The sequence below is a fragment of the Natronotalea proteinilytica genome (assembly GCF_055379935.1).
This window is the reverse complement of record NZ_AP043947.1, coordinates 1740686-1760944: the sequence shown is the minus strand read 5'-3', so window position 1 is coordinate 1760944 and position 20259 is coordinate 1740686. Positions and strand designations below refer to the sequence as shown.

The window sequence follows — 20259 nt, the reverse complement described above, 5'->3', positions numbered from 1 at the left end:
TCGCCAAACCATAGCCAAATCACTTTACCACGACACAACGCATCCGTACGTTAGCATGATACGTTGTGTCTCTCTTGGCAGTCCTTACGTGCATGCGCTCCCCCACCCATCTCCCCGGTCTGCATCCGGCTCCAGACTTCTCCTTTCGCGATGGCCAGTTCACGTTTCTTCGCAAGCTAGCTGCTGCCTATGAACGGGGCGAGCGCAATCACCTGGGCGTATTTGTACCTGGCTACGGCAAAACCCTAATCGCCCTCGCGTCTTTTTGTGTAGCTCGCGCCATGGGCGTGTGCGACCGGCTCATTGTGTTCGTGCCCCGTGGTAACTTGCGCGACCAATACGCCGACCCGCAAGAGCTTGCACAAATGCTTAGCTGGATTGGCGGCCCGCGCCTGCCGTTCTGCATCGCCGACTCCGACGCGGTGTTTCTCAAAAACCGAAACATCCCCATTGTCATTGCTACGTACCAGTACGCATGCGGACAGAGCGGAAACGAGGCGCTTCGCACGTATGCCGGACGCGGTGACACCCTCTTTGTGTTGGATGAAATTCACCACCTGCCTCAAGAAAGCGCCTGGTCGGATGCTGTACGTATGATTCCGTACGAAGCACTTATCGGCCTATCTGGCACCCCCATTCGAAGCGACGGCGAGCCGCTCTTTGGCGTGCCGCACGATACTATCTCGCACGACGATGGCACCGAATCGACGTTTTACCGCGCGCTGCATGAAGTGTCTCTTCGTGATGCCCACGCCGAAGGCGAGATCCTGAAACGCGTAGAGGCTCATGTGATCGACTACAGTATCACAATGCAGGAGGAAACGTCGGGACGCACCGTTGAATGCACGCTAGCCGAGCTCAAAGATACCGTTTCTGGTGATGCGGCTACGCTCGATCGATACTTTGCGCGGCGTCACCTTCGCTTTCATGATGTGTATCTCGACACCTTGCTTGGCCCCGCTGTGGCCCGGCTACAAGCCAAACGAGCCAAGCATCGCGGGGCACATGGCAACGCGGTACGCAACCACCAGATGCTCGTCATTTGCATGAGCAATCGCCACGCCGCCGATGTGCTCGACTTCATGCGCCGCCGCTACGGATGGCTCTCTGTGACGCGCATCGGCCAGGATGTGCCTCGACACGAACGCGAAGAACGCCTCGATGCCTACCGCAATGGCGAGGTTGATGTGATGGTGCAAGTCGACATGATCGGCGAAGGCACCGACATAAAAACAATCAGCGTCATTGCCAAGCTCGACCTGGTTAGTGCACGTTCGAAATGCCTCCAGCAAATCTTTCGGGGCATGCGTTACTTTGCACCTTGGAGCGACGCCGCCAACGTATGCGACGTGTTTACCTCGGGCGACCTAGGACTCTCAGAGACGCTCGATTGGATGACACGTGAGGTGCAAGAAGGCATCCGAACCCGGAAAGAGAAAAGCAACCGTACCCCTCCCGAAAAAACGACCGAGTCTGACCGCAGCAGCTGGGCGATGAAACAGGTCAGTCAGGGTGATTTTCAAACGCACCGCGTGGAGATGGAGCAGTCCGGACGCCTACGGGTGCAACGGCAACAGTTTCAGGGCAACCAGAACGCTTCTCCGGGTGCTGGCCTCGACATCAAAGCGCGCGAGGAGAAGCTCCGCAAAGAGTGTAGTGAACTGGCTACTGCAGTCGCGTATGCGCTACAAGACCGTGGCAAATCGGTGCATATTCGTGACGTACACCAAAAGGCTAAAGAACGATTTGGCATGAAGCAAGCCGACATGAGTCTACGCCACCTTCAGAAAAAGAAAAAGTGGCTCAAGCGCTGCAAGCAGATGCGCCAATTGTTTTAGAGCGGGCGATGCGGATCGTGCTCTGTCACAGGTCAATCTTTGGGTTGCAAGGCGCCCCGTTTTAATGTTGTCATCTTGAGCGGAGCGGCTCCGCCTAGGAGACGCGGAGTCCTGACACGAGCGTAGCGACTGATGAGCGTAGCGAATAAAGATCTCCCCCGACACGATCAGAGCCTGCTGAGCGTCAGGGAGATGGTTCGGCGCGCTCCGGCCCTGGGGGGCCTTCGCTTGCTCACCATGACAGGGTTTTTTGGAAGGGGGCCTCCGCTAGTCTCCATGCACCACAACCATCACGTACAGCTTGTCATTTTGAGCGGAGCGGCTCCGTCTAGGAGACGCGCAGTCGAAAGATCTCCCCCGAACCGGGCAGGACCGCTGACTCGCCAGAGCCTGCTGAGCATCGGGGAGATGGTTCAACTGCGCTCACCATGACAGGTTTTTTGGAGGGGTGGGACACAGAGGTTGGCACGGTCTCTGGCCCCTACCATTCAGGTGTGACAGCACACTACCCGGAGCGTTGTGTATAAACCCGTAGGTTCTACTTGGGGGAAGCTGCACGCTGCCTAAAGTAGAGATTGCACCATTGCTTGCACAGCCTCAAAGTCGGGTTGCTTGCCCGCATTATCGAGTACCTCGGCGTATTGAATGATGCCCTCCGTGTCTACCACAAATGCCGATCGTTTGGCGATGCGATCGAGCTGCATGGGCGTAAAGTCGTTGTTGTACTTGGCCCCATAGGCGGCAGAGACCTTGGCCTCATGGTCGCTCAGCAGGGGAAACGAAAGGTCATGCACGCGTCGGTATTCATCCAACACAAACGGCGAATCGGTCGAGATACCGACAACCGTTGCCCCGTCTTCCACTCCGTAGACGCTCAATTCATTGTTGATCGTGTTCATTTCATCGGTGCACACGCTGGTAAACGCCCCAGGAAAGAAAAAGAGAACAACCGGTGCATCGCGATGATCGCTTAGCTGAAACGGTTCAATATCATGATTGAAAAGCTCGAAGTCAGGTGCATTATCGCCAATTGCAAGGGTGGACATAGAAAGAAACTTAAATGGGAGACTAATTAAAGCGAATCACGCGAACAGGATCGATGCCAGAGGCTACGCGAGCGGGGACATACGCAGCGAGGATGCACAGCCCGAAGGCTACGCTCATTACCAGCGCCACATCGGTAGCAGCCAGCGCCATGGGAGCGGTATCCATGTAGTAGGCTTCTGCGGGAAGCGGAATGATTCCATAGGTTTGCTGCACCCATCCTGCCCCGACCGCCAATGCTGCCCCCAGGGCACTGCCCACCCCACCAATAGCTGCACCCAGTGCCATAAACACCTGGCGTACACTTTTGGCGGAAAGGCCCAGGCTCATAAGCACCCCAATCTCGCGGGTCTTTTCAAGCATGAGCATGAGCAACGTCCCCACAATGTTGAACGCTGCAACGATCACGATAATGCTAATTACAAGGGGGATAATGTTCTGTTGCAGGTTGATCCATGCAAAAAGCCCTGAATACTGTTGGTAAATGGTTTGGACAGCAGCGGGAAACGAAAGGGCGTTGTCCAACTCCTCAGCCATGCGTGGGATGTCGGATACGTCATGCAGCATTACTTCGAAGCGGGACACGCTATCGGCATCGTACTCAAAAAACGACCGGGCAGCATCCAGCCCAATGAACAGAAACGTGTCATCCACAAAGTCGAGTGAGGTGGCATACGTGTCGGCCACCTCGAACTGCTTTACGCGAGGGCGAAGGTTGGTGCCTTGGCCCTCGGTACGGTCGAGCGCGAAGAGCGTGAGACGATCGCCTGCAGACATTCCAAACCGGTCTGCAATGGTAGAGCTTACCAGCACTGCATCAGAGAGGGCAGGTGGGTCGGCGCCGCGTAGCAGTCCAGTCGGTAGCGTGTCTGTGCCGATGAGCACCAGGCCTTCAATTGCAGTAGGTCCAGCGCGTGCGATGACGACATTTTCCGCTACCGCACGGATGCTGGCAATTTCGTCGTAGCCTTCCAGCGTAGCCCGCAGCTCCTCGGCTTCTTCCAGAGGCTCATCCATAAAGCTTACGATCTGCAGATGAGCACCTACATCCATCAGTTTGCCTTCGATTTCCTGGCTGAAGCCGCGCACAATGCCCAGTGCCAGGATAAGAGCCGCTACGCCCACCGCTACGCCTCCCACGGCCACATATGTGATAAAGCGCACAAAGCCACGGCCTTCGCGTTGACCTTCAGCGCTTCGAAAGTAGCGCAGTGCAATAAACCACTCAAGCTTCATAGGGCGGCAGAACAAGGCGATAAAGCAAATCGGGGAAACGAGCATGCATCCGTACCCGCGCCATCAGACACGGTTCGCCCCACGCACAGTTCACGGAGTAGACGTTGCAACCGCGCCCGTCATCTCGTAGGTTACATGCAACCGGCCCCAGTTCGTTGATAGGCGCATCGAAGCGCTTTCAAGAGCTCTGGGCCGCACTGTACGTCTGGATACGAATCAACCTGCTTTCGCCTCATGCAAAATGCCCAAAGCACCCCGCCTGCCCCGAGCAACGAGCCTGTTCTATCGTATGGCCCCGGAACGCCCGAGCGGGCGGCCATTCGGGCTGAACTAAAGCGCCTGCGTGCCACATCCACCGACATTCCTGCGTTTATCGACGGCGAAGAGGTCTACACGGGGCGCACGAGCCCTGTACGTGTGCCGCACGACCATCAGCATGTGCTGGGTACGGTGCACCAATGTGGCTCTGAGGAGGTGGCTGCCGCGATTGAATCGGCACAAGCCGCCAAAGCCGAATGGGCGGCCATGGATTGGTCCGACCGAGCGGCGATCTTTCTGCGGGCGGCCGACCTCATTGCGGGGCCGTGGCGGCATACGATCAACGCAGCGACTATGCTCGGACAAGGCAAAAATGTGCATCAAGCCGAAATCGACTCGGCCTGTGAGTTGATCGACTTCTTGCGCTTCAACGTGCACTTCGCCGATCAAATGTATCGGGAACAGCCTGATAACAGTCCGGGCGTGTGGAACCAGATGCAGTATCGTCCGCAGGAGGGCTTTGTGCTGGCCATCACGCCGTTTAACTTCACGGCGATTCAGGCCAACCTACCCACAGCCCCGGCCCTCATGGGCAACACGGTGCTGTGGAAGCCCGCCACTCGTTCCATCTACTCGGCCCACGTTGTTCGCCAGATCCTGGAGGAAGCTGGAATGCCTCCCGGCGTCATCAACATGCTGCCTGCAGACAATGGCGCCGATGTGGGCACGCCAGCAATGGAGTCACCCCACTTTGCCGGACTCCACTTCACCGGCTCCAAGGCAACATTCGACCATCTGTGGCGCACCATTGCCGACAACCTGGATACGTATCGCAGCTATCCAGTTATTGTGGGCGAAACCGGTGGGAAGGACTTTATTGTGGCGCATCCAAGTGCGAACACGGCCCAGGTGGCTACAGCCATCGTACGGGGCAGTTTTGAGTATCAGGGACAAAAATGCTCGGCCTCGTCCCGTATCTATATTCCGACCTCGCTCTGGCCAGCCATACAAGAGGAACTGGCCGAGCAAATCGGACAGCTCAAGGTGGGGCCGCCCGAGGATCTCACCAACTTTGTGAATGCGGTTATCGATCAGCGCGCGTTCGATGAGATTACAGGGTACATCGACCGGGCCGCTGCAAGCGATGGTGCCGAGATTCTCTTTGGGGGCACCTACGACGATAGCGAAGGCTACTTTATCGATCCCACCGTGATTCGGGCAACCGATCCGCACTACGAGTCGATGGAGGAGGAAATTTTCGGCCCCGTCACCACGGTCTATGTCTACGACGATGATGATTTCGACGAGATGCTCGACTTGGTCGATGAAACCTCGCCGTATGGACTGACCGGCGCTGTTTTTGCGCGTGATCGAGCCGCTATCCGGTCGATGATGGATCGTCTGGAGCAGGCTGCAGGCAACTTTTACATCAACGACAAGCCCACCGGAGCCGTTGTGGGACAGCAACCCTTTGGCGGAGCCCGCAAGTCCGGTACGAACGATAAGGCTGGTTCGGCCCTGAACCTGCAGCGCTGGGTCTCGCCCCGTTCGATTAAAGAGACGTTCACGCCGCCCAGCCACTACGCGTATCCATTCCATCAACCGGACGAAGCGTAACGAACATATCGCTCTATCCACCTCCTCTATCCACCTAATGGATGCCGCCCTCTGCAGCTACCGTTGCAGGGGGCGGTTTGCTATGGGGGAGCATGGTACAGAAACACAAGCTCGCACCCGAAAAACACGTCTGGTGGGTTGAATCTCCGTCGTAGATATACCGTGTAAGAACATGCTTCTATCATTTATTCCGTTGTGTTGTCATGCCTTCTGCCGCCACGCTCGAAGCGCTTGTCACGCTCCTTGACGATCCTGATGCCGATGTGCAGTCGGCAGTTCAAGACGAACTGGCTACCTATGGCCCTAATGAGTTGGATGCCTTGCGGGCGCACATCCGTACGCTACCAGCGCCCAAGAAAGAGCGTCTGTACAAGCGCTTGCGCCCCCTGCACTTTCGCATGGTGAAGCGTGCCTGGCACGCCATCATGGGCAGTCCGAATCCTGACTTGGAGCAAGGTGCTTTTGTGCTAGCGTGGTACCGCTATCCGGATCTCGACATTCCGGCTCAGCAAGAGCTGCTGGATGACATGGCTCGTTCGTTTCGTGAGCGCCATCCGCATGTGACCGGTGTAGATGCCGCGCTGAAACTGGCGGAATACATGGTATATGATCTGCACTTTACCGGCAATCGCGATGACTATCAGGATCCCAACAACAGCTTCTTGAATCGGGTACTCAAACGTCGCACCGGTATCCCAATCAGTCTGTCGGTCGTATACATCTTGCTGGGAAACCGGTTGGATCTGCCCCTCTATGGGGTGAACATGCCCAAGCATTTTGTGGCGAAGTACATGACAGACGATGAGGAGCTGTTCATTGATATGTTCAATGATGGGCAGCCTATGAGCCGCACCGACTGCATACGGTTTTTGCTGCGTGCTGAAGTACAGCCCCTGCAGGGGTACTTTGATGCAGCTACCCCCACCGATGTGCTTTTGCGTATGGTACGGAATCTGTTGGTTTGGGCACACCGCACCGACAATGCTGCCGTTGGCGAGGAGCTGAAGCAGTTGGCGGCCCCGTGGGATCCGTCTATTGACGTGAATGACGTATCAGGCTACGATGGATAATGCGGCTGTCTTTCGGAGCGTAGCGCATCCCGGCAGCAAAGGACTGGGACTAATCTACAGTCGGGCGCTGGCGCGTCCGGTAGGGGCTCTAATGCTGCCGGTTATGATCGTCACGCTGGTACAGGTGCTACTGGGCGATTCGGTCTTTCCGTCTATGTTTTTTGCCGCCGGCGGTGCTTTAGCCGTAGCGAGTCTGTGGACACACTTTCAACTGCGCAACACACTGGTCGAACTACACGTGCGGGGGCAGCGCATTGCGGTACGCTCTGTGCTGGATGTGGTGCTGGATCGCCCCCTCCACTGGCAACCGCTGTTCAGTGCCCAACAACAGCGGGATGGCTTGCATGTGTACACCGGCGATTATACATTTCGCCTGCACCGTGTCGACTGGCCCGAGTACAACCGCTTGCACGATACCCTCTCGCCAACCTCCTCGTCTCATGGACCCGCGTTCTGCCCCAACAACACCGTCTTCTGATCGAACAGCGTCCGACGCAGCGACATCTGACGCACCTCCCGAGACGACCAACGCGTCTCCACAAAACTACTGGGACTTCTGCCCGAACTGCGGGTCACGCCTGCACAACCAGGGCTGCAAGTACCGGTGCCCTTCGTGCTTCTACTTTATGTCATGCTCCGACTTTGACTGAGTAGCACGCTTTGTCCCCATACCATACGCTCCCCCAACCGCATGCGCACGTTCCTTTTTGTTGGCCTCCTCGTTCTTATGACAGGGCCCTGGGCCGTTGCTCAGCAGCCTGTTGATCCCGACCTGCCCGATATCGACACGGGCTACCCGGATGCATCGCTTACCGTGCTAACGGGCGGTCAATTGATTGACGTACAAACCGGAACAGCACAGTCCCATGAGGCAACGCTCATTTCGAATGGACGCCTCCTTCGCGTGAACACCACGCTCGACGATGCCACGATGGACGAGGCACACGTGGTTGCGTTAGAAGATGATGACTATGTGCTCCCAGGTATTGTGGATCTACATGCGCACTACAACATGGACTTGGTCGGCGATGGACGCGTGGAGGAGGTCGTGTACAATCCGCTGGTCTATCTGGCCAATGGAGCCACTAGCACCTTCACGGGAGGCGAGTACGATCCCGAGGTGGTTGAGGCCGCGCGTAATCGCATTAACCGAGGCGATCAAGTTGGCCCGCGTATCCTGACGGCTGGTCCATACATCGGGCGCTCCAATCCCGATTGGGACGCCGACTTCACGTCCGAGGATATCTACGCGCTGGTGGATGAGTGGGCTGAACGCGGAGTGGTCGGGTTCAAAGCGAAAGGCGCCTCCCCCGAGCACCTCGAACCGGCTATCGAACGTGCCCATCAGCACGGACTTACGGTCACAGGGCATCTGGATTCAGGGTGGCGAGGCAGTACCAACTCGAAGGATGCCATCCGCATGGGCATCGATCGCGTTGAGCACATTCTGGGTGGACACGTACTCGATCGTGAGCAGGCGGCCTATCCCGTCTGGAACGAGGTAGATACGACCTCAGCCGAGTTTCAGTCCATCGTGGACATGTTCTTGGACCATCGCGTGCACTTTAGCGCCACCATGACGGCCCCGGTCTATTTTGCTGGCACCGAGGGGGTAGAAGGATTCGACGATTGGGCCGATGAACGGGGCTTTTTTACGCCCTACGTGCAAGAGCGCTGGGCTGAGCGGCAGGATGACGTGACAGGAAGCGATCTGATGGAAAGCCTCTACGCGGCCATGCAGCGCTCTACCAAAGCATTTTATGATGCAGGTGGAGATGATCTAATTGTGCTGGGCACCGACAAACCCGCATGGGGCGATTTCTTACCGGGCTTCTCCGTCCACCGTGAGATGCATGCCATGGTGATGGCGGGCATCCCGGAAGCCAGCGTACTGCGTATCGCCACCAAAAACGGGGCCGAGGCCATTGGAATGGGCGACCGTCTGGGCGTACTGGAGCCCGGCCGCTTCGCTGATCTGTTTGTGGTGCAAGGCAATCCGCTGGATGACATCACCAACACCCGGAACGTTCAACTCGTGATGAAAGACGGACGCCTGTACGACCCCGAGGCGCTGCTTGCTCCTGCGCGAGGAGCCATCGGCCCCGAAAGCGAAGCCGACTACGACGCCTGGACCCGCTGATTTACGTGTGTAGGGGCTAGTCCTTGCACATAACTTTTTCTTTGCTATGTTGTTTATTTAACGTTGGTTTCCTCCACCGTCTGTTCAATGAGAGACTGTTGGCCCCCACAAAAAGAACCCACCTGGATGTCTGCTCGGGCGAGTGGATCCTGAATCAAGTTCAGGACAGGCAAGCGATCATCAGCGATTATCACCATCTCAGGTTGTGTGCATAGACTAGGTGTAGGGGTGGAGGTGTGGACGGGTGGAAGAAACCTCCATCCTTCCATACCTCACTCAACCTGCCCGCTGATAGGCGGCTACGTTTTCCGCGATGCGTGCGGCAGGGTCGGGCTGCACCGCTGCATCGAACTGTGATCCGGTGAGGCGTTCATACAGGTCGATATACCGGCAGGCAATGTCAACCCGAAAGTCGTTGGGCATATCGGGCATGGTGTCGCCCGCACGTCCTTGAAAGCCCTGATCCATCAGCCACTCGCGCACAAACTCTTTCGAGAGCTGCACCTGCGATTCGCCATTGCGGAGGCGTTTTTCATAGCCCTCGTCTTCGTAATAGCGCGAGCTATCGGGCGTGTGCACCTCGTCAATGAGACAAAGCGAGCCATCAGAACGTCGGCCAAATTCGTACTTGGTATCGACAAGACGGAGTCCGCGTTTGGCAGCAATGGTAGTGCCCCGCTCAAACAGAGCGAGCGACGCCTGGCGGAGCATTTCAAACGACTCTTGATCTACAATGCCACGGGCAATCGCCTCCTGCGGTGCAATGTCTTCATCGTGTCCGGTTTTGGCTTTGGTCGCCGGTGTTACAATGGGTTCAGGGAGGCGCTCCCCCTCGTGCAATCCGTCAGGAAGTTCGGCTCCACACAGCGTGCGCTGGCCTTGCTTGTAGACGCGAGCGGCATGTCCGGCAAGGTAGCCTCGCACCACCATTTCGAGGGGAATAGGGGTGCACGCGGTAGCTACCGTCACATTAGGGTCAGGCACTCCCTGTACGTGATTGGGAAACACATCGGCAGTAGCGTCAAAGAAAAACGCCGCCAACTGGTTCAAGACCTGTCCTTTAAACGGAATAGGTTGCGGAAGGACGTGGTCAAAGGCCGAAATGCGATCGGTCGTGACTAAAAGAAGAGTATCGTCAGACCATTGATAGGTGTCGCGGACTTTCCCTTCGTAGCGGGTGCCCCATTTGGTAAAGTCGGTGCGGGTGAGGCAATGGGGGAGTTGATCGGCAATGGTAGAGCGGTCCATTAGGCGGTTGAGCGAGTGTAGTTGCTGGACTTACGAACATGGAGTTCAGGTTGTACGCGCTCACTGATGAACGGGAATTCTTCGCCTTTCAGACGACGAAGGAGCGCCTCCGCTGCGTCTTCGCCAACTTGGTGCATGTTTTGTGCCACACTGGAGAGTCCAATGAACCGGCTGATCTTAATGTCGTCATATCCGACAAGTGCAAAATCGTTGGGAACCGAATGCTCCGATTCGCGGATGGCCTGCCACGCCCCTACCGCTTGTACATCGCTGCTGGCAAACACAGCAGTAATGTCAGGCTGATTCTTCAGAAGCTTTTGCATCGCCTCGTAGCCCGACTCCTCGCTAAAGCCGTCATGCTTTGAGGTGTGTCCCCAGGCAATCAGATCCTCATCGAACGGAATACCTTCGCGCTCCAGTACGTTTTTATATCCCTGCACCCGGGCATTGCGCACGTAATTGTCGTGCGGGGTTGTCACTACGCCAATGCGTTTGTGCCCCTTTTCAATCAGGTGTTCAATTGCAAGCTCTACGCCGAGCGCCTCTTCCCAATAGAAGGAATCCATATCCTTCCATTGGCTTCCAATGAGAACAACGGGAGCCCCAAGCGTCTTCAGTTCGAGCGCCATTTTCTCATCGACACGCAGGCCAGCCAAGAGCAGACCGTCCATGGCTCCGCGCGCCAGAAAGTTGCGCAGCGTCACCCGCGGATCCGACCAGGCGAGATCACACAGTAGCAAGTCGAATTCGCCAATGTCTAAGCGACTGCGTACCCCTTTAAGGAGTTCGTTGTGGAACGGAGTAGTAAACGTGGGCACAGCTACCGCAATGGTGCTGGTGCCTTGCTGCGCAAGCGCTTTCGCGGTGCGGTTTGGGCGAAACTTCAGTTCATCAATCGCCCGCAGAACACGCTCACGAGTGGCGTCAGACACGTCTCGCGAGTTGTTTAGCACACGCGATACGGTGGAGATGGCGACGCCCGCTTTCGCGGCTACGTCGTAAATAGTGGTTTTTTCGGAGTCAGCAGAAGAAGCCATGAGCGTAGAAACACATCACCATAGAAAAAATCCGGACATCATTCAGGGCACACATACGACACAACATACGACGGGCTTGCCCTTTGTGCAATCGAGGTTCGTAACTAACAACCGGGCATTCCGTTTCGAAAGCTTTCGTTTCGTAATGAGGTCGTGGCCTGCCAGGTCATTTCAATCCGTTCAGGGGGAGGCAACAGGAGCTTCTTGGTGCGCGGCAAATGTCGCAAAGAAGCGCGGAGAAGCGTGCTCGACCGGGGTGTTTCGCACTGTGTGAAGCGTGTCGGCCATACGGCGCTTGCTAGCCTGAATGGCCTCGGTGAGCGGTACCGCCTCATGAAGCCGCTGGAGCAGGTCGATTAGGTAGGCACTGGAGCGGCCTCGTATAGCGGCCTCGGTTGATACAAATGGAGCCTCAAACAGCGCCATTTCACCGTCGTGCCATAGCAGGTCGAGCGCGAAGTTTGGAGGTTCGCCTTCTCGCTCAAAGAAGTGCGTCGGCAGGCGTCCACACCGTAGGAGTACGGCCTGGGCGCCCTGTTGGCTGATACGCTGCACGGCAACTTGTGCATCATCGAGCGTAGGAATTTCCATGCCAGCAAGCAACTCGGCGTCGCGCAGGCGTACGGTGACCACATCCACACGGGGCATACGGTCGGTAAGGGCCTGCACGGTGGACTGCTCCGCTACATCTTCACCGCTGTTGCCACTTAGCGTGATATCCAGAATAATCGGACCGCTAAACGAATCGGCGTCAAGCAGTTGGTCAACGGCGCCCACTGATGGGGTGGAGCCAACAATGCCGATCTTGGCCGCATTCGGCACGACCGATTCCGGAGTATCCGATGAAAGCAGATGCTCGATTTGGGCATGTACACTGTCGGAGGGCACGTTCAGCACATCGGTCACCACGTTGTGGCTGGCTACAATGTGAGCTGTGCACACGGGAAGCGGCGTGCCTCCCACGGCCTGCGTGGCTCGAATGTCTGCATTAAGACCGCGTGCGGTACCGGTGTATAATGCGTTCAGAAGAAGCGGAGTGAAAGGGGGCGACGAATCAGGCGACTCGGGAATAGGTTCCACAGCGTAACAAGGGAAAGCCAGGAAAAACAAACCATCAGTGCGTTACAACATAGTTGGCCCACGCTGCCTCAACGCACGTAACATCCAAGGGCACAGGCGGGTAGCTATGATGTACTATTCATAGTCATGCCCCGCATCTTTGATTCGCGGGGCCCGTTGCCTGATTGCCCCCTGACGCAAACTGCACTGAACATCAATATGGACGCTGCCTCGGTCGAGCGCCTCACTACGGCTCGTATTCCCACCGTGGATGGGACGTTCTCGCTCATGCTTTATACCAATGATTATGACGATAAAGACCACTTAGCCGTGGTATATGGCGATGTGGATGAGCAAGACGATGTGCTCGTTCGCATTCACTCGGAGTGCTTTACCGGCGATGTGCTGGGTTCGCTTCGTTGCGATTGCGGCGAGCAGCTTAACACGGCAATGCGGCTGATCGCAGAAGAGGAGCAAGGCGTGATCTTGTATCTGCGACAAGAAGGTCGCGGAATCGGGTTACACGAAAAGCTCAAAGCGTATAACCTGCAAGATAAGGGATATGACACGGTGGAGGCCAATCTGATGCTTGGCCACGGCCCCGATGAGCGCGACTACACCGTGGGGGCACGCATGCTTGATGATCTGGGCATCCAATCGGTGCGGCTTATTACAAACAACCCGGCCAAAATTGAAAGCCTACGTGAAGAAGACATCACCGTATCTGCTCGGGTGGGTATTGAGCCCCACTTAAATCAACACAACTCATCGTATCTGCATACAAAGGTAAAGCGGATGCGACACATGCTGAGTATCGACACGGCTCCGGTAGGAGGCGATGGTTACGCGAATCCACATAGTAGCGATTTGCACGGGCTACGCCAGCGGGCTCGGCAGTACGCCGAAGCACATGACCGCGCTTTCATCACGCTCAGCTACGCACAAAGTCTGGATGGGTCGATTGCTGGAGCCGCTCGCGAACCAAAGCGCATCAGCGATACCGCCTCAATGGATCTAACCCATCAAGTCCGGGCCGTTCACGACGGTATTCTCGTTGGCATTGGCACGGTGCTGGCCGATGATCCGCGACTGACCGTGCGCCGCGTTCAGGGAGACAACCCGCGTCCTATCATTTTGGATACGGATCTGCGGTGCCCCCCCGACGCGCAACTACTTACTTCGGGTACGAATCCTCTTATCTATACCGTGTCGGATGACACAGAGCGCATCGCCTCGCTCGAAACAGCGGGAGCCACCGTGCGGCAAATTGCTACGGGGCCAGGCGGCGTTTCAATTGAAGCCGTGCGCCGCGATGCGTATCAGCAGGGCATTCCCTCTATCATGGTCGAAGGCGGAGCCACGGTCATCCGATACATGCTTCAAGAACAGCAAGTGCAAAAGCTGATCGTTACGCTTGCACCGATGTATATTGCTGGAATCGGGCCATTTGGGCCATCTACCAATGCATCGCCGTCGCAGGCGCTGCATCAGTCGTTAGATGCAGCCGAACTGACGAACGTTACGTATCAGTGGGCAGGCGAAGATATTGTGCTGTTTGCAGATCCGGTGTGGACTCATGCATAGAACCGTTCTTCTGTTCAACGGTGATGGGACAACGAGACTCACCGAAGAGCCACTTCCAGCCCTTTCACCGGATGAAGTAATCGTCGAGACCATCGCTACGCTTGTCAGTGGTGGCACAGAGCGGCTTGTGTTGAATGGCAATGTTGATGACTCGCTTGCCGATACCACCGCCGAGGGAGCCGGCTTCACCTATCCGCGCCCGTATGGGTACTGCTGTGTGGGACGCGTCGTGCAGATGGGGGGCGATGTGTCTGGCGGTTTGAGCGGACAACGCGTGTTCGGGTTTCTTCCGCATGCCACCCACCACGTAACAAATCCCGAAGCGCTCTACGTGCTGCCGGATACATTGGATGTGTACGATGCTACGTTCATTCCGAATGTGGAAACGGCGCTGAGTATCGTGTGGGATGCACAGGTCGGCCCCGGCTCTCGCGTCGTCCTCATTGGAGTCGGAGGGATAGGCACGCTGGTTGCACAGCTTCTTCAGCGCGTGCCTGCCCTCGATCTTGCGGTTGTGGATACGGCATCTACGCTTTCAAGCCACACGCGATTGGCCGAGACGGTACACCGCTTCCCAACCGACGCGTTTGATGCTTGCGCGCTTCCCGATACCTGGGCCAACGGTCCGGATGTAGTGATCGAGTTAAGCAGCGTCCCGGCTATGCTGCAGCGCGCCCTCGATGTGTCTGGACCAGAGACGCGCGTAGTGCTGGGCTCCTGGTACGGCAGCAAACCGGTATCGCTCGATCTGGGGTCCGACTTTCACCGCAAGCGCCTTACGATGGCTTCCACGCCGGTGAGCACGCTTCCGGCGCGCCGGAAAACGCGCTGGTCGAAATCGCGTCAACTCCGCACGGCGATGCAGCTGGCTGCCAATCTCGATCCGGCAGCCAACGCCCAACACACCCCTTTCCGAAAAGCACCATCAGTTTATGCGTCGATGGCCAACAATGAAAACAACCAAACTCAAATATTCACATACAGAAATTAATGTATACTCTCACAGTCAAAGATACATTTATCGCTCAGCACTATCTTACCGTACCGAATTGCGGACCTGAAAATGAATGGCATTCTCATCAGTTTGAGATAGAGGTTATTCTTAAATCTGATGACCTTAATAAGTGGGGGTATGTATGTGATATTACAGACATAAAAGATTCGCTTTCCAGTCTCAATGATCGATTTGCCGATCAGACATTGAACGAACTCGATGCGTTTACTGGACTGAATCCGAGTGTTGAGCATTTTGCTCGCATTGCTGCAGAGCATATCCAGTCCACTCTTGACGATGAAACCTGCACACGATGCCATGAGCTGCAAGTGCGCATCTGGGAGGATGACGAAGCGGCCGCTCAGTACACAACATCTCTAGATGCACAATGACTACATTTCAGCGTGCCGATCATACGTTCGATTACCCACGTTACCTGCAGGCCTTGAAGCCGGTGAGTGCAAGAGCGCAACATCCGACACTTAAAGCACGGTTCTTAGACGCTCTGGAAAAGCATGCAACATCGATCAAGCGTCCCCTTCAGGTGCTTGAAATTGGGGCGGGACGGGGCGATCAAATGGAGTGGGTGCTTAACGTTGCGCATGAGCAAGGCATTTCGGTACAGTACCACGCGATAGAGCCGCACGCCGAAAACCGTGCGATCATCCAGGAAAAGGCAACCCACCACGGGCAAATCGATGCGGATGTTTCTGTGCACGGAGTCCCGTTCTTTGATTTCGCTGCCCGTGCTCCGTCTGGGGCGTATGATGTGGTGTTGGCACGCTCTGTGCTGGATCTGATGGACCTGGATAAGGCGCTATCTGCCATTGCTAAACTCACATCAGAATTCCCACTTATATATACACCACTTACGTTTTCACTTGTAACACGGTTTGCTCCTGCACTACCTGATTCCTTGTCTGGTATAGAGCACCGTATTACAAAAAGCTATCATCAAGTATCACGACAAAAAACAAACATTAAAAAATCATATTATACTGCACATAAAATACTAAGTTGGGCCGTCGACCAGACCATGAATGCAACCATGAAAGCATCTGATTGGGTTATTAGTCCAGTAAAACAAGGATACAAGAACGATGAGCAGTACGTGCTTGAATCTATTCTGGCATTTATGTATGACGAAGCTCAGGGAGCGGACTGTGTGTCGCAGAGCCAGTTGGATGCCTGGTGGGACGCCCGTCATCAGATGGTGCACAACGCTCGACTAATATACACGGCAAATCAGTTTGACGTGCTTATTGGCGAGCAGCCCAAGTGATGACATTGCGAACATGCCGTCTGGTTATCGTCTTTTACGCAGAGTGACTCTCGTGGCGATGCACAACAGGCATGACCTTACGGCCCCTCTGCGTCGCCACGCCTGCGGGGATGCTCCAGCGTCCCGAAACCGTCCCCCGCTGTTCACACCATCCATTGAGTCTTACAAATTGATCCGGTCGGCAGCGCTGTCGCGGAGTTTGTCACGCTGATGGATGTAGGCCATCGTGGTATCGATGTCTTTGTGACGCGCATGGGTCTTCACCTGCTGAATCGACGCTCCCGATTCCAGCGCAAGCGTACACCCTGTATGGCGTAAGGCATGAGCGCCAATGTCGCCGAGGTCTGCTCGAGCGGCGGTACGCTTGACCATGCGATAGATCGCGTCGCCAGTAATGCGTGCCCCACGGTTACGATTACTGAACGACCGCCAGAGTGGACCCTCTTCAATGCCATAGTGCTCTTTCATTTCATCGACGGCCTGTACCACGTGGGCCGGGATCTTTACATACTGATCGGAGCCGCCTTTCGTATCGGGAAGGTCGAGCACCCAGTAATGACCCAGGGGACGAATATGATCAACATCCATGGCAGCGGCCTCCGAGCGGCGCAGCACACAATGCAATAGCACGAGAATCAAAGCGTGATCGCGTTTTGCCGCCTCTCCGGCCTCTTCGGTGGCGCGAAGCAGTTGATTGGCCTGATCCCGTGAGAGGTAGGTAATGGCCCGATCGGTGTTGTTGGCCGTACGTGTTTTCCGAATCAGGGCGGCGTCGGCTGGATTGCGTTCGACGAGCTCCAGCGCCACCAGCCAGTCAAAAAAACCGCGGACTGCAGACACACGGCGCTGAATGGTAGATGCCTTTCGGTTCTTGGACTCCAGTTCACGGATGTGTCGGTTCACATGCATGAACGTCGCTTTGTGTGCCAGGGGGAGCCGGACTGCGGTGGTGCCAAAGAACTGCTTCAGGTCGGTGCGATAGGCACGCCGCGTGGAATCGCGCTCGTAACGGCGCAAGTACATATCGAGCAGATTCGTGCTTTCATCGACTGAAGTGTGCACCAGCGGGTCCTGGGCGCCGGTTTCAGAGCTCGAATCGACCGAAACTAGCGCATTGGGCTCAGAGCCGGTGCTCGTAGGCGGCTTTTTTGAGGGCCTTTCCGTATTAGGGGACGGTTGGGCCGTCTCTGACGGGGTCAGATCTGAGGGCGACTCCGGTGTAGGTGCTGAATTATCCCGATCTGTCGAGTGCTCCATGAAACTGTGTGGTTGGTGTGAAGGAGGGCGCTCCTGAAGACATCTAATCTCAATTCCTGATAATACTATTTATCGGGAATAACAAAATCAAGAGGACTCTCATGAATTCAAAAAGACGACCCTCCCAAAATTGGAGGGTCGCCTTTCTCTATGTTTTGTCTTGTGTGAAGGAAGTGTTAGTCCTTCTCGGTGGCCGACACATCAGCCGGGTAGCGGAAGGTAGCTGCTACAAACTGGCCGTTCGGCATATTTTCCGGGCGCAGCGCGTGAATCGTTGCGCCATTAAGGTGAGCCCGTACTGCAGCGTAATTCAACAAGTCGTACCCTTCCGGCGCACCCTGGTCTAAAGTGGTCACCTTATTCGTGGCCGGATCGAATTGCCCCCACTGATGTTCGCCAACCGGTACGAACAGCGTATCGACACGACCATAGGCACACGCCGGCACAATTTCGTGCAGGTCGCCCGAAGCCATGTTTTCATGCTGATGGTACTGCTGATCGAAATAGGCCAGCGCATCCTGCTGGCTTTTCTCAAAAATGGGCGCGACAACGTCCCATGCCTTTTTGTGTAGTTCGGTAGGGCGAAGGGCTTCTGGGTTCCCCGCCACCAGCGCATCGTCAACCAGATGCGGATAGCTGTTGACCGAACGATAAATCGGAAGGTACTCCGAGACCCCCGCAATGACGAGGGGCGCATCCTCATCAGCGAGATCTTCCATCAAACCCTCATTGATCGAGCGGAAGAACTGTTGCAACTCAGGTTTTACCGTTCGGCTGTTGTCGTCTTTGTCTTGAGGATGTCCGTGATACATTTGATCGGTACGTCCACCGGGGGTGCGGTTGGCCGTCCGGTTTTGGATCTGGCGCTCCGAGTCATCAATGGGAGCGGCATCGCGCAGACTTTCGGGAAGGGCGCGAGCATCCATCTCGCCAATGGACTGGTGGGTCCCCTGAAAGAGCTTGACTTCGTTTTGACTAAGGGCCAACACGAAGAAACGATTGTTCGAGGCAAGTAGCGGAAAGAGGGGCTTTAGGTGAAAGTGGGCCCCAGCGGTAGCAAGCTCCTCAAATTGAAGCGGCAAACGATATGCACGCATGCTATCGGGCGTAAGAAAAAGAGCTACGCCGTCACTGATTTGTCGCCAGAACGTGGTATCATCGGCTAATTGCTGGGCCGGCTCCAGAATGCGATCAATGGCATCGTCGCGATGGCCATGGTCCCGCAGCAGATTCCGCGCATCCCGAAGCAGGTTTTTGTACCGGATGGTGTTTTGCGACCAGTCGGATTCATTGCGCATCGTTTCCATAAACAGGCTGATGCACACATCGCCTTCGTATTCGGCCAACTCACGAAGGTCTGCACGATCAAAGGTATCCATAGTCGTTAGGTGATACGTCCGGGAAAATAGTGGAGGGTTGAACGGCTCGCCTATTGTTGGGGTTGGAGCCGCTCAACTCGGAATGCAAATATCTAAACGCAACAAACCGCGTTGCGTTTTTGCGTTATGTGTAAGTTAAGTACTGGGAGGGTAGAATGTCGAGCCACAGGGCTATAAAGTTGAGGCGTTGAGGAGATCGGCAGCAGGATGTAACACAGCCCGCACCGGGGCGGCATCGCTCTGGGCCAACGGCATGGGAAGAGCAATAAGCGTGTAGGTGCCTGCAACTACCGATCCGAGGCGTAGGTTTTCGAGATTAACAATGCCGGCGTTGTTCAAGGCGTGGTGGGCATCGAGCGTGGTGCTGTTAGCAGGATCCACCGATGGCGCATCCGTACCCATCAACACAACATCGTGATTCTGCATCCACTGCACAGCGTCCACGGAAAGTGCAGGAAACGACGCTGTCCATTGTTCGGAGGGGCGGCTACTGCACTCTGTTTTTAGGAGGATGCGCGGGGTTGTTGTCTCGTGCAAATGTTCGGGGGTAACGTACCGGGTATCTGGGGGAACGACGACGACATCGGCAGGGCCCATGAAAGGAGAGAGGCCCCACGCATCGGTGGTTGCTCCATTGGTTGTTATGTGGTGCGGGGCATCGGCATGGGTGCCAACGTGGGCGCTTTGCCGAAACGCAGAACAGTTTACCGAATCGCCGTGGTCTGTTCGTTGGGTCCAGGTCTGCGAGAACGGAACGTCGCCCGGCCACGGAGGCGTGGCAGGGGAAAGGCGTCGCGAAATGTCAATCCAAGCCCCCATACTATAAAGGATACGAGGTGGGTGAATAGTGGCGTGTGGATGCAGAATACTAGGCAGAACGGCTCCACGTTTCCGAAACCGGATCGGCCGGCTCCTGACGCTCTACCGGCACCCGGTCACGGCCATTGGTTGGAGGGGGAGGGCCAGGACGCCATCCGGGATCGTTACCGCCCCCTCCATCGGAGCCATCGCCGCCGTTCCAGATAAGATGCCACAGCGCAAAGAGAACCAAAAGTGGCCCAAATGCAGCAAAAAAGCCAAGAACCTGATAGATCCAATTCATATCAACACAAGGTTGGTCGGCACAGACGGCACGGAAACTCCATTCACACCTCCTTGACAGGGAGTAGTAATCACGCGAAACGTTGCCTTTCGGTTTCGTTGTTTGTCAAAATAC

18 protein-coding genes are annotated in these 20259 nt (G+C 56.0%); 9 read left to right on the top strand and 9 right to left on the bottom strand.

Translation table 11 applies throughout. The features are described from left to right. Nucleotides 1-92 precede the first annotated feature (92 nt). Complete coding sequence (locus ACZ5AL_RS07125; protein WP_464513148.1) at nucleotides 93-1838, top strand: DEAD/DEAH box helicase; 1746 nt, start codon at nucleotides 93-95, stop codon at nucleotides 1836-1838. A gap of 563 nt (nucleotides 1839-2401) precedes the next feature. On the opposite strand, the gene ACZ5AL_RS07120 is transcribed toward ACZ5AL_RS07125, so the two are convergent. Beyond that, nucleotides 2402-2884, bottom strand: a complete 483-nt coding sequence (locus tag ACZ5AL_RS07120; protein ID WP_464513146.1) for a redoxin domain-containing protein — start codon at nucleotides 2882-2884, stop codon at nucleotides 2402-2404. Nucleotides 2885-2906: 22 nt separating this feature from the next. Beyond that, nucleotides 2907-4118 carry an ABC transporter permease gene (locus ACZ5AL_RS07115; protein ID WP_464513145.1) on the bottom strand — a complete coding sequence of 404 codons (1212 nt, stop codon included), beginning with the start codon at nucleotides 4116-4118 and terminating at the stop codon, nucleotides 2907-2909. 234 nt (nucleotides 4119-4352) lie between these two features. Here ACZ5AL_RS07115 and pruA point away from each other — a divergent pair, with 234 nt between their 5' ends. From pruA to ACZ5AL_RS07095, 4 genes are all read left to right on the top strand, one after another. Beyond that, on the top strand, nucleotides 4353-5993 hold the full coding sequence (gene pruA, locus ACZ5AL_RS07110; protein ID WP_464513143.1) for an L-glutamate gamma-semialdehyde dehydrogenase: 1641 nt from the start codon (nucleotides 4353-4355) through the stop codon (nucleotides 5991-5993). A 203-nt stretch (nucleotides 5994-6196) separates the two neighbouring features. Beyond that, the gene (locus tag ACZ5AL_RS07105; protein ID WP_464513142.1) at nucleotides 6197-7063 is read left to right on the top strand and encodes a transglutaminase family protein; all 867 of its coding nucleotides are present in this window, start codon (nucleotides 6197-6199) and stop codon (nucleotides 7061-7063) included. After that, a complete protein-coding gene (locus ACZ5AL_RS07100) occupies nucleotides 7056-7541 on the top strand; it encodes a hypothetical protein (protein ID WP_464513141.1) in 486 nt (161 codons plus the stop codon). Before ACZ5AL_RS07105 ends, ACZ5AL_RS07100 begins: the two co-directional genes overlap by 8 nt. A gap of 213 nt (nucleotides 7542-7754) precedes the next feature. Next, on the top strand, nucleotides 7755-9203 hold the full coding sequence (locus ACZ5AL_RS07095; protein ID WP_464513139.1) for an amidohydrolase family protein: 1449 nt from the start codon (nucleotides 7755-7757) through the stop codon (nucleotides 9201-9203). A 276-nt stretch (nucleotides 9204-9479) separates the two neighbouring features. On the opposite strand, the gene ACZ5AL_RS07090 is transcribed toward ACZ5AL_RS07095, so the two are convergent. The 3 genes from ACZ5AL_RS07090 to ACZ5AL_RS07080 all read right to left on the bottom strand — a co-directional run bounded on the left by ACZ5AL_RS07090 (nucleotide 9480) and on the right by ACZ5AL_RS07080 (nucleotide 12568). Further along, nucleotides 9480-10451 carry a phosphoribosylaminoimidazolesuccinocarboxamide synthase gene (locus ACZ5AL_RS07090; RefSeq protein ID WP_464513138.1) on the bottom strand — a complete coding sequence of 324 codons (972 nt, stop codon included), beginning with the start codon at nucleotides 10449-10451 and terminating at the stop codon, nucleotides 9480-9482. Then, the gene (locus tag ACZ5AL_RS07085; protein WP_464513137.1) at nucleotides 10451-11488 is read right to left on the bottom strand and encodes a LacI family DNA-binding transcriptional regulator; all 1038 of its coding nucleotides are present in this window, start codon (nucleotides 11486-11488) and stop codon (nucleotides 10451-10453) included. The genes ACZ5AL_RS07090 and ACZ5AL_RS07085 overlap by 1 nt, the downstream gene beginning before the upstream one ends. 180 nt (nucleotides 11489-11668) lie before the next feature. Continuing rightward, nucleotides 11669-12568 carry a bifunctional hydroxymethylpyrimidine kinase/phosphomethylpyrimidine kinase gene (locus ACZ5AL_RS07080; protein ID WP_464513135.1) on the bottom strand — a complete coding sequence of 300 codons (900 nt, stop codon included), beginning with the start codon at nucleotides 12566-12568 and terminating at the stop codon, nucleotides 11669-11671. Nucleotides 12569-12766: 198 nt separating this feature from the next. Here ACZ5AL_RS07080 and ribA point away from each other — a divergent pair, with 198 nt between their 5' ends. Genes ribA through ACZ5AL_RS07060 form a run of 4 tightly spaced genes read left to right on the top strand, consistent with a single transcriptional unit; the run spans nucleotide 12767 to nucleotide 16407 of the window. After that, on the top strand, nucleotides 12767-14131 hold the full coding sequence (ribA, locus tag ACZ5AL_RS07075) for a GTP cyclohydrolase II (protein WP_464513134.1): 1365 nt from the start codon (nucleotides 12767-12769) through the stop codon (nucleotides 14129-14131). Next, nucleotides 14124-15122 (top strand): zinc-dependent alcohol dehydrogenase, encoded by a 999-nt coding sequence (locus ACZ5AL_RS07070; RefSeq protein WP_464513133.1) that lies wholly within the window; start codon nucleotides 14124-14126, stop codon nucleotides 15120-15122. The genes ribA and ACZ5AL_RS07070 overlap by 8 nt, the downstream gene beginning before the upstream one ends. Further along, a complete protein-coding gene (locus ACZ5AL_RS07065; RefSeq protein WP_464513131.1) occupies nucleotides 15122-15517 on the top strand; it encodes a 6-pyruvoyl trahydropterin synthase family protein in 396 nt (131 codons plus the stop codon). The genes ACZ5AL_RS07070 and ACZ5AL_RS07065 overlap by 1 nt, the downstream gene beginning before the upstream one ends. Beyond that, nucleotides 15514-16407, top strand: coding sequence for a methyltransferase domain-containing protein (locus ACZ5AL_RS07060; protein WP_464513130.1), 894 nt, complete (start codon nucleotides 15514-15516; stop codon nucleotides 16405-16407). The genes ACZ5AL_RS07065 and ACZ5AL_RS07060 overlap by 4 nt, the downstream gene beginning before the upstream one ends. A gap of 162 nt (nucleotides 16408-16569) precedes the next feature. Here the strand turns inward: ACZ5AL_RS07060 and ACZ5AL_RS07055 are convergent, their stop codons facing one another. The 4 genes from ACZ5AL_RS07055 to ACZ5AL_RS07040 all read right to left on the bottom strand — a co-directional run bounded on the left by ACZ5AL_RS07055 (nucleotide 16570) and on the right by ACZ5AL_RS07040 (nucleotide 20145). Further along, a complete protein-coding gene (locus ACZ5AL_RS07055) occupies nucleotides 16570-17664 on the bottom strand; it encodes a tyrosine-type recombinase/integrase (protein WP_464513129.1) in 1095 nt (364 codons plus the stop codon). A 176-nt stretch (nucleotides 17665-17840) separates the two neighbouring features. Then, the gene (locus tag ACZ5AL_RS07050; protein ID WP_464513127.1) at nucleotides 17841-19043 is read right to left on the bottom strand and encodes a baeRF7 domain-containing protein; all 1203 of its coding nucleotides are present in this window, start codon (nucleotides 19041-19043) and stop codon (nucleotides 17841-17843) included. A 171-nt stretch (nucleotides 19044-19214) separates the two neighbouring features. Beyond that, nucleotides 19215-19862, bottom strand: a complete 648-nt coding sequence (locus ACZ5AL_RS07045; RefSeq protein WP_464513126.1) for a cyclase family protein — start codon at nucleotides 19860-19862, stop codon at nucleotides 19215-19217. A gap of 49 nt (nucleotides 19863-19911) precedes the next feature. Beyond that, nucleotides 19912-20145 (bottom strand): hypothetical protein, encoded by a 234-nt coding sequence (locus ACZ5AL_RS07040; RefSeq protein ID WP_464513125.1) that lies wholly within the window; start codon nucleotides 20143-20145, stop codon nucleotides 19912-19914. Between the last annotated feature and the right edge of the window lie 114 nt (nucleotides 20146-20259).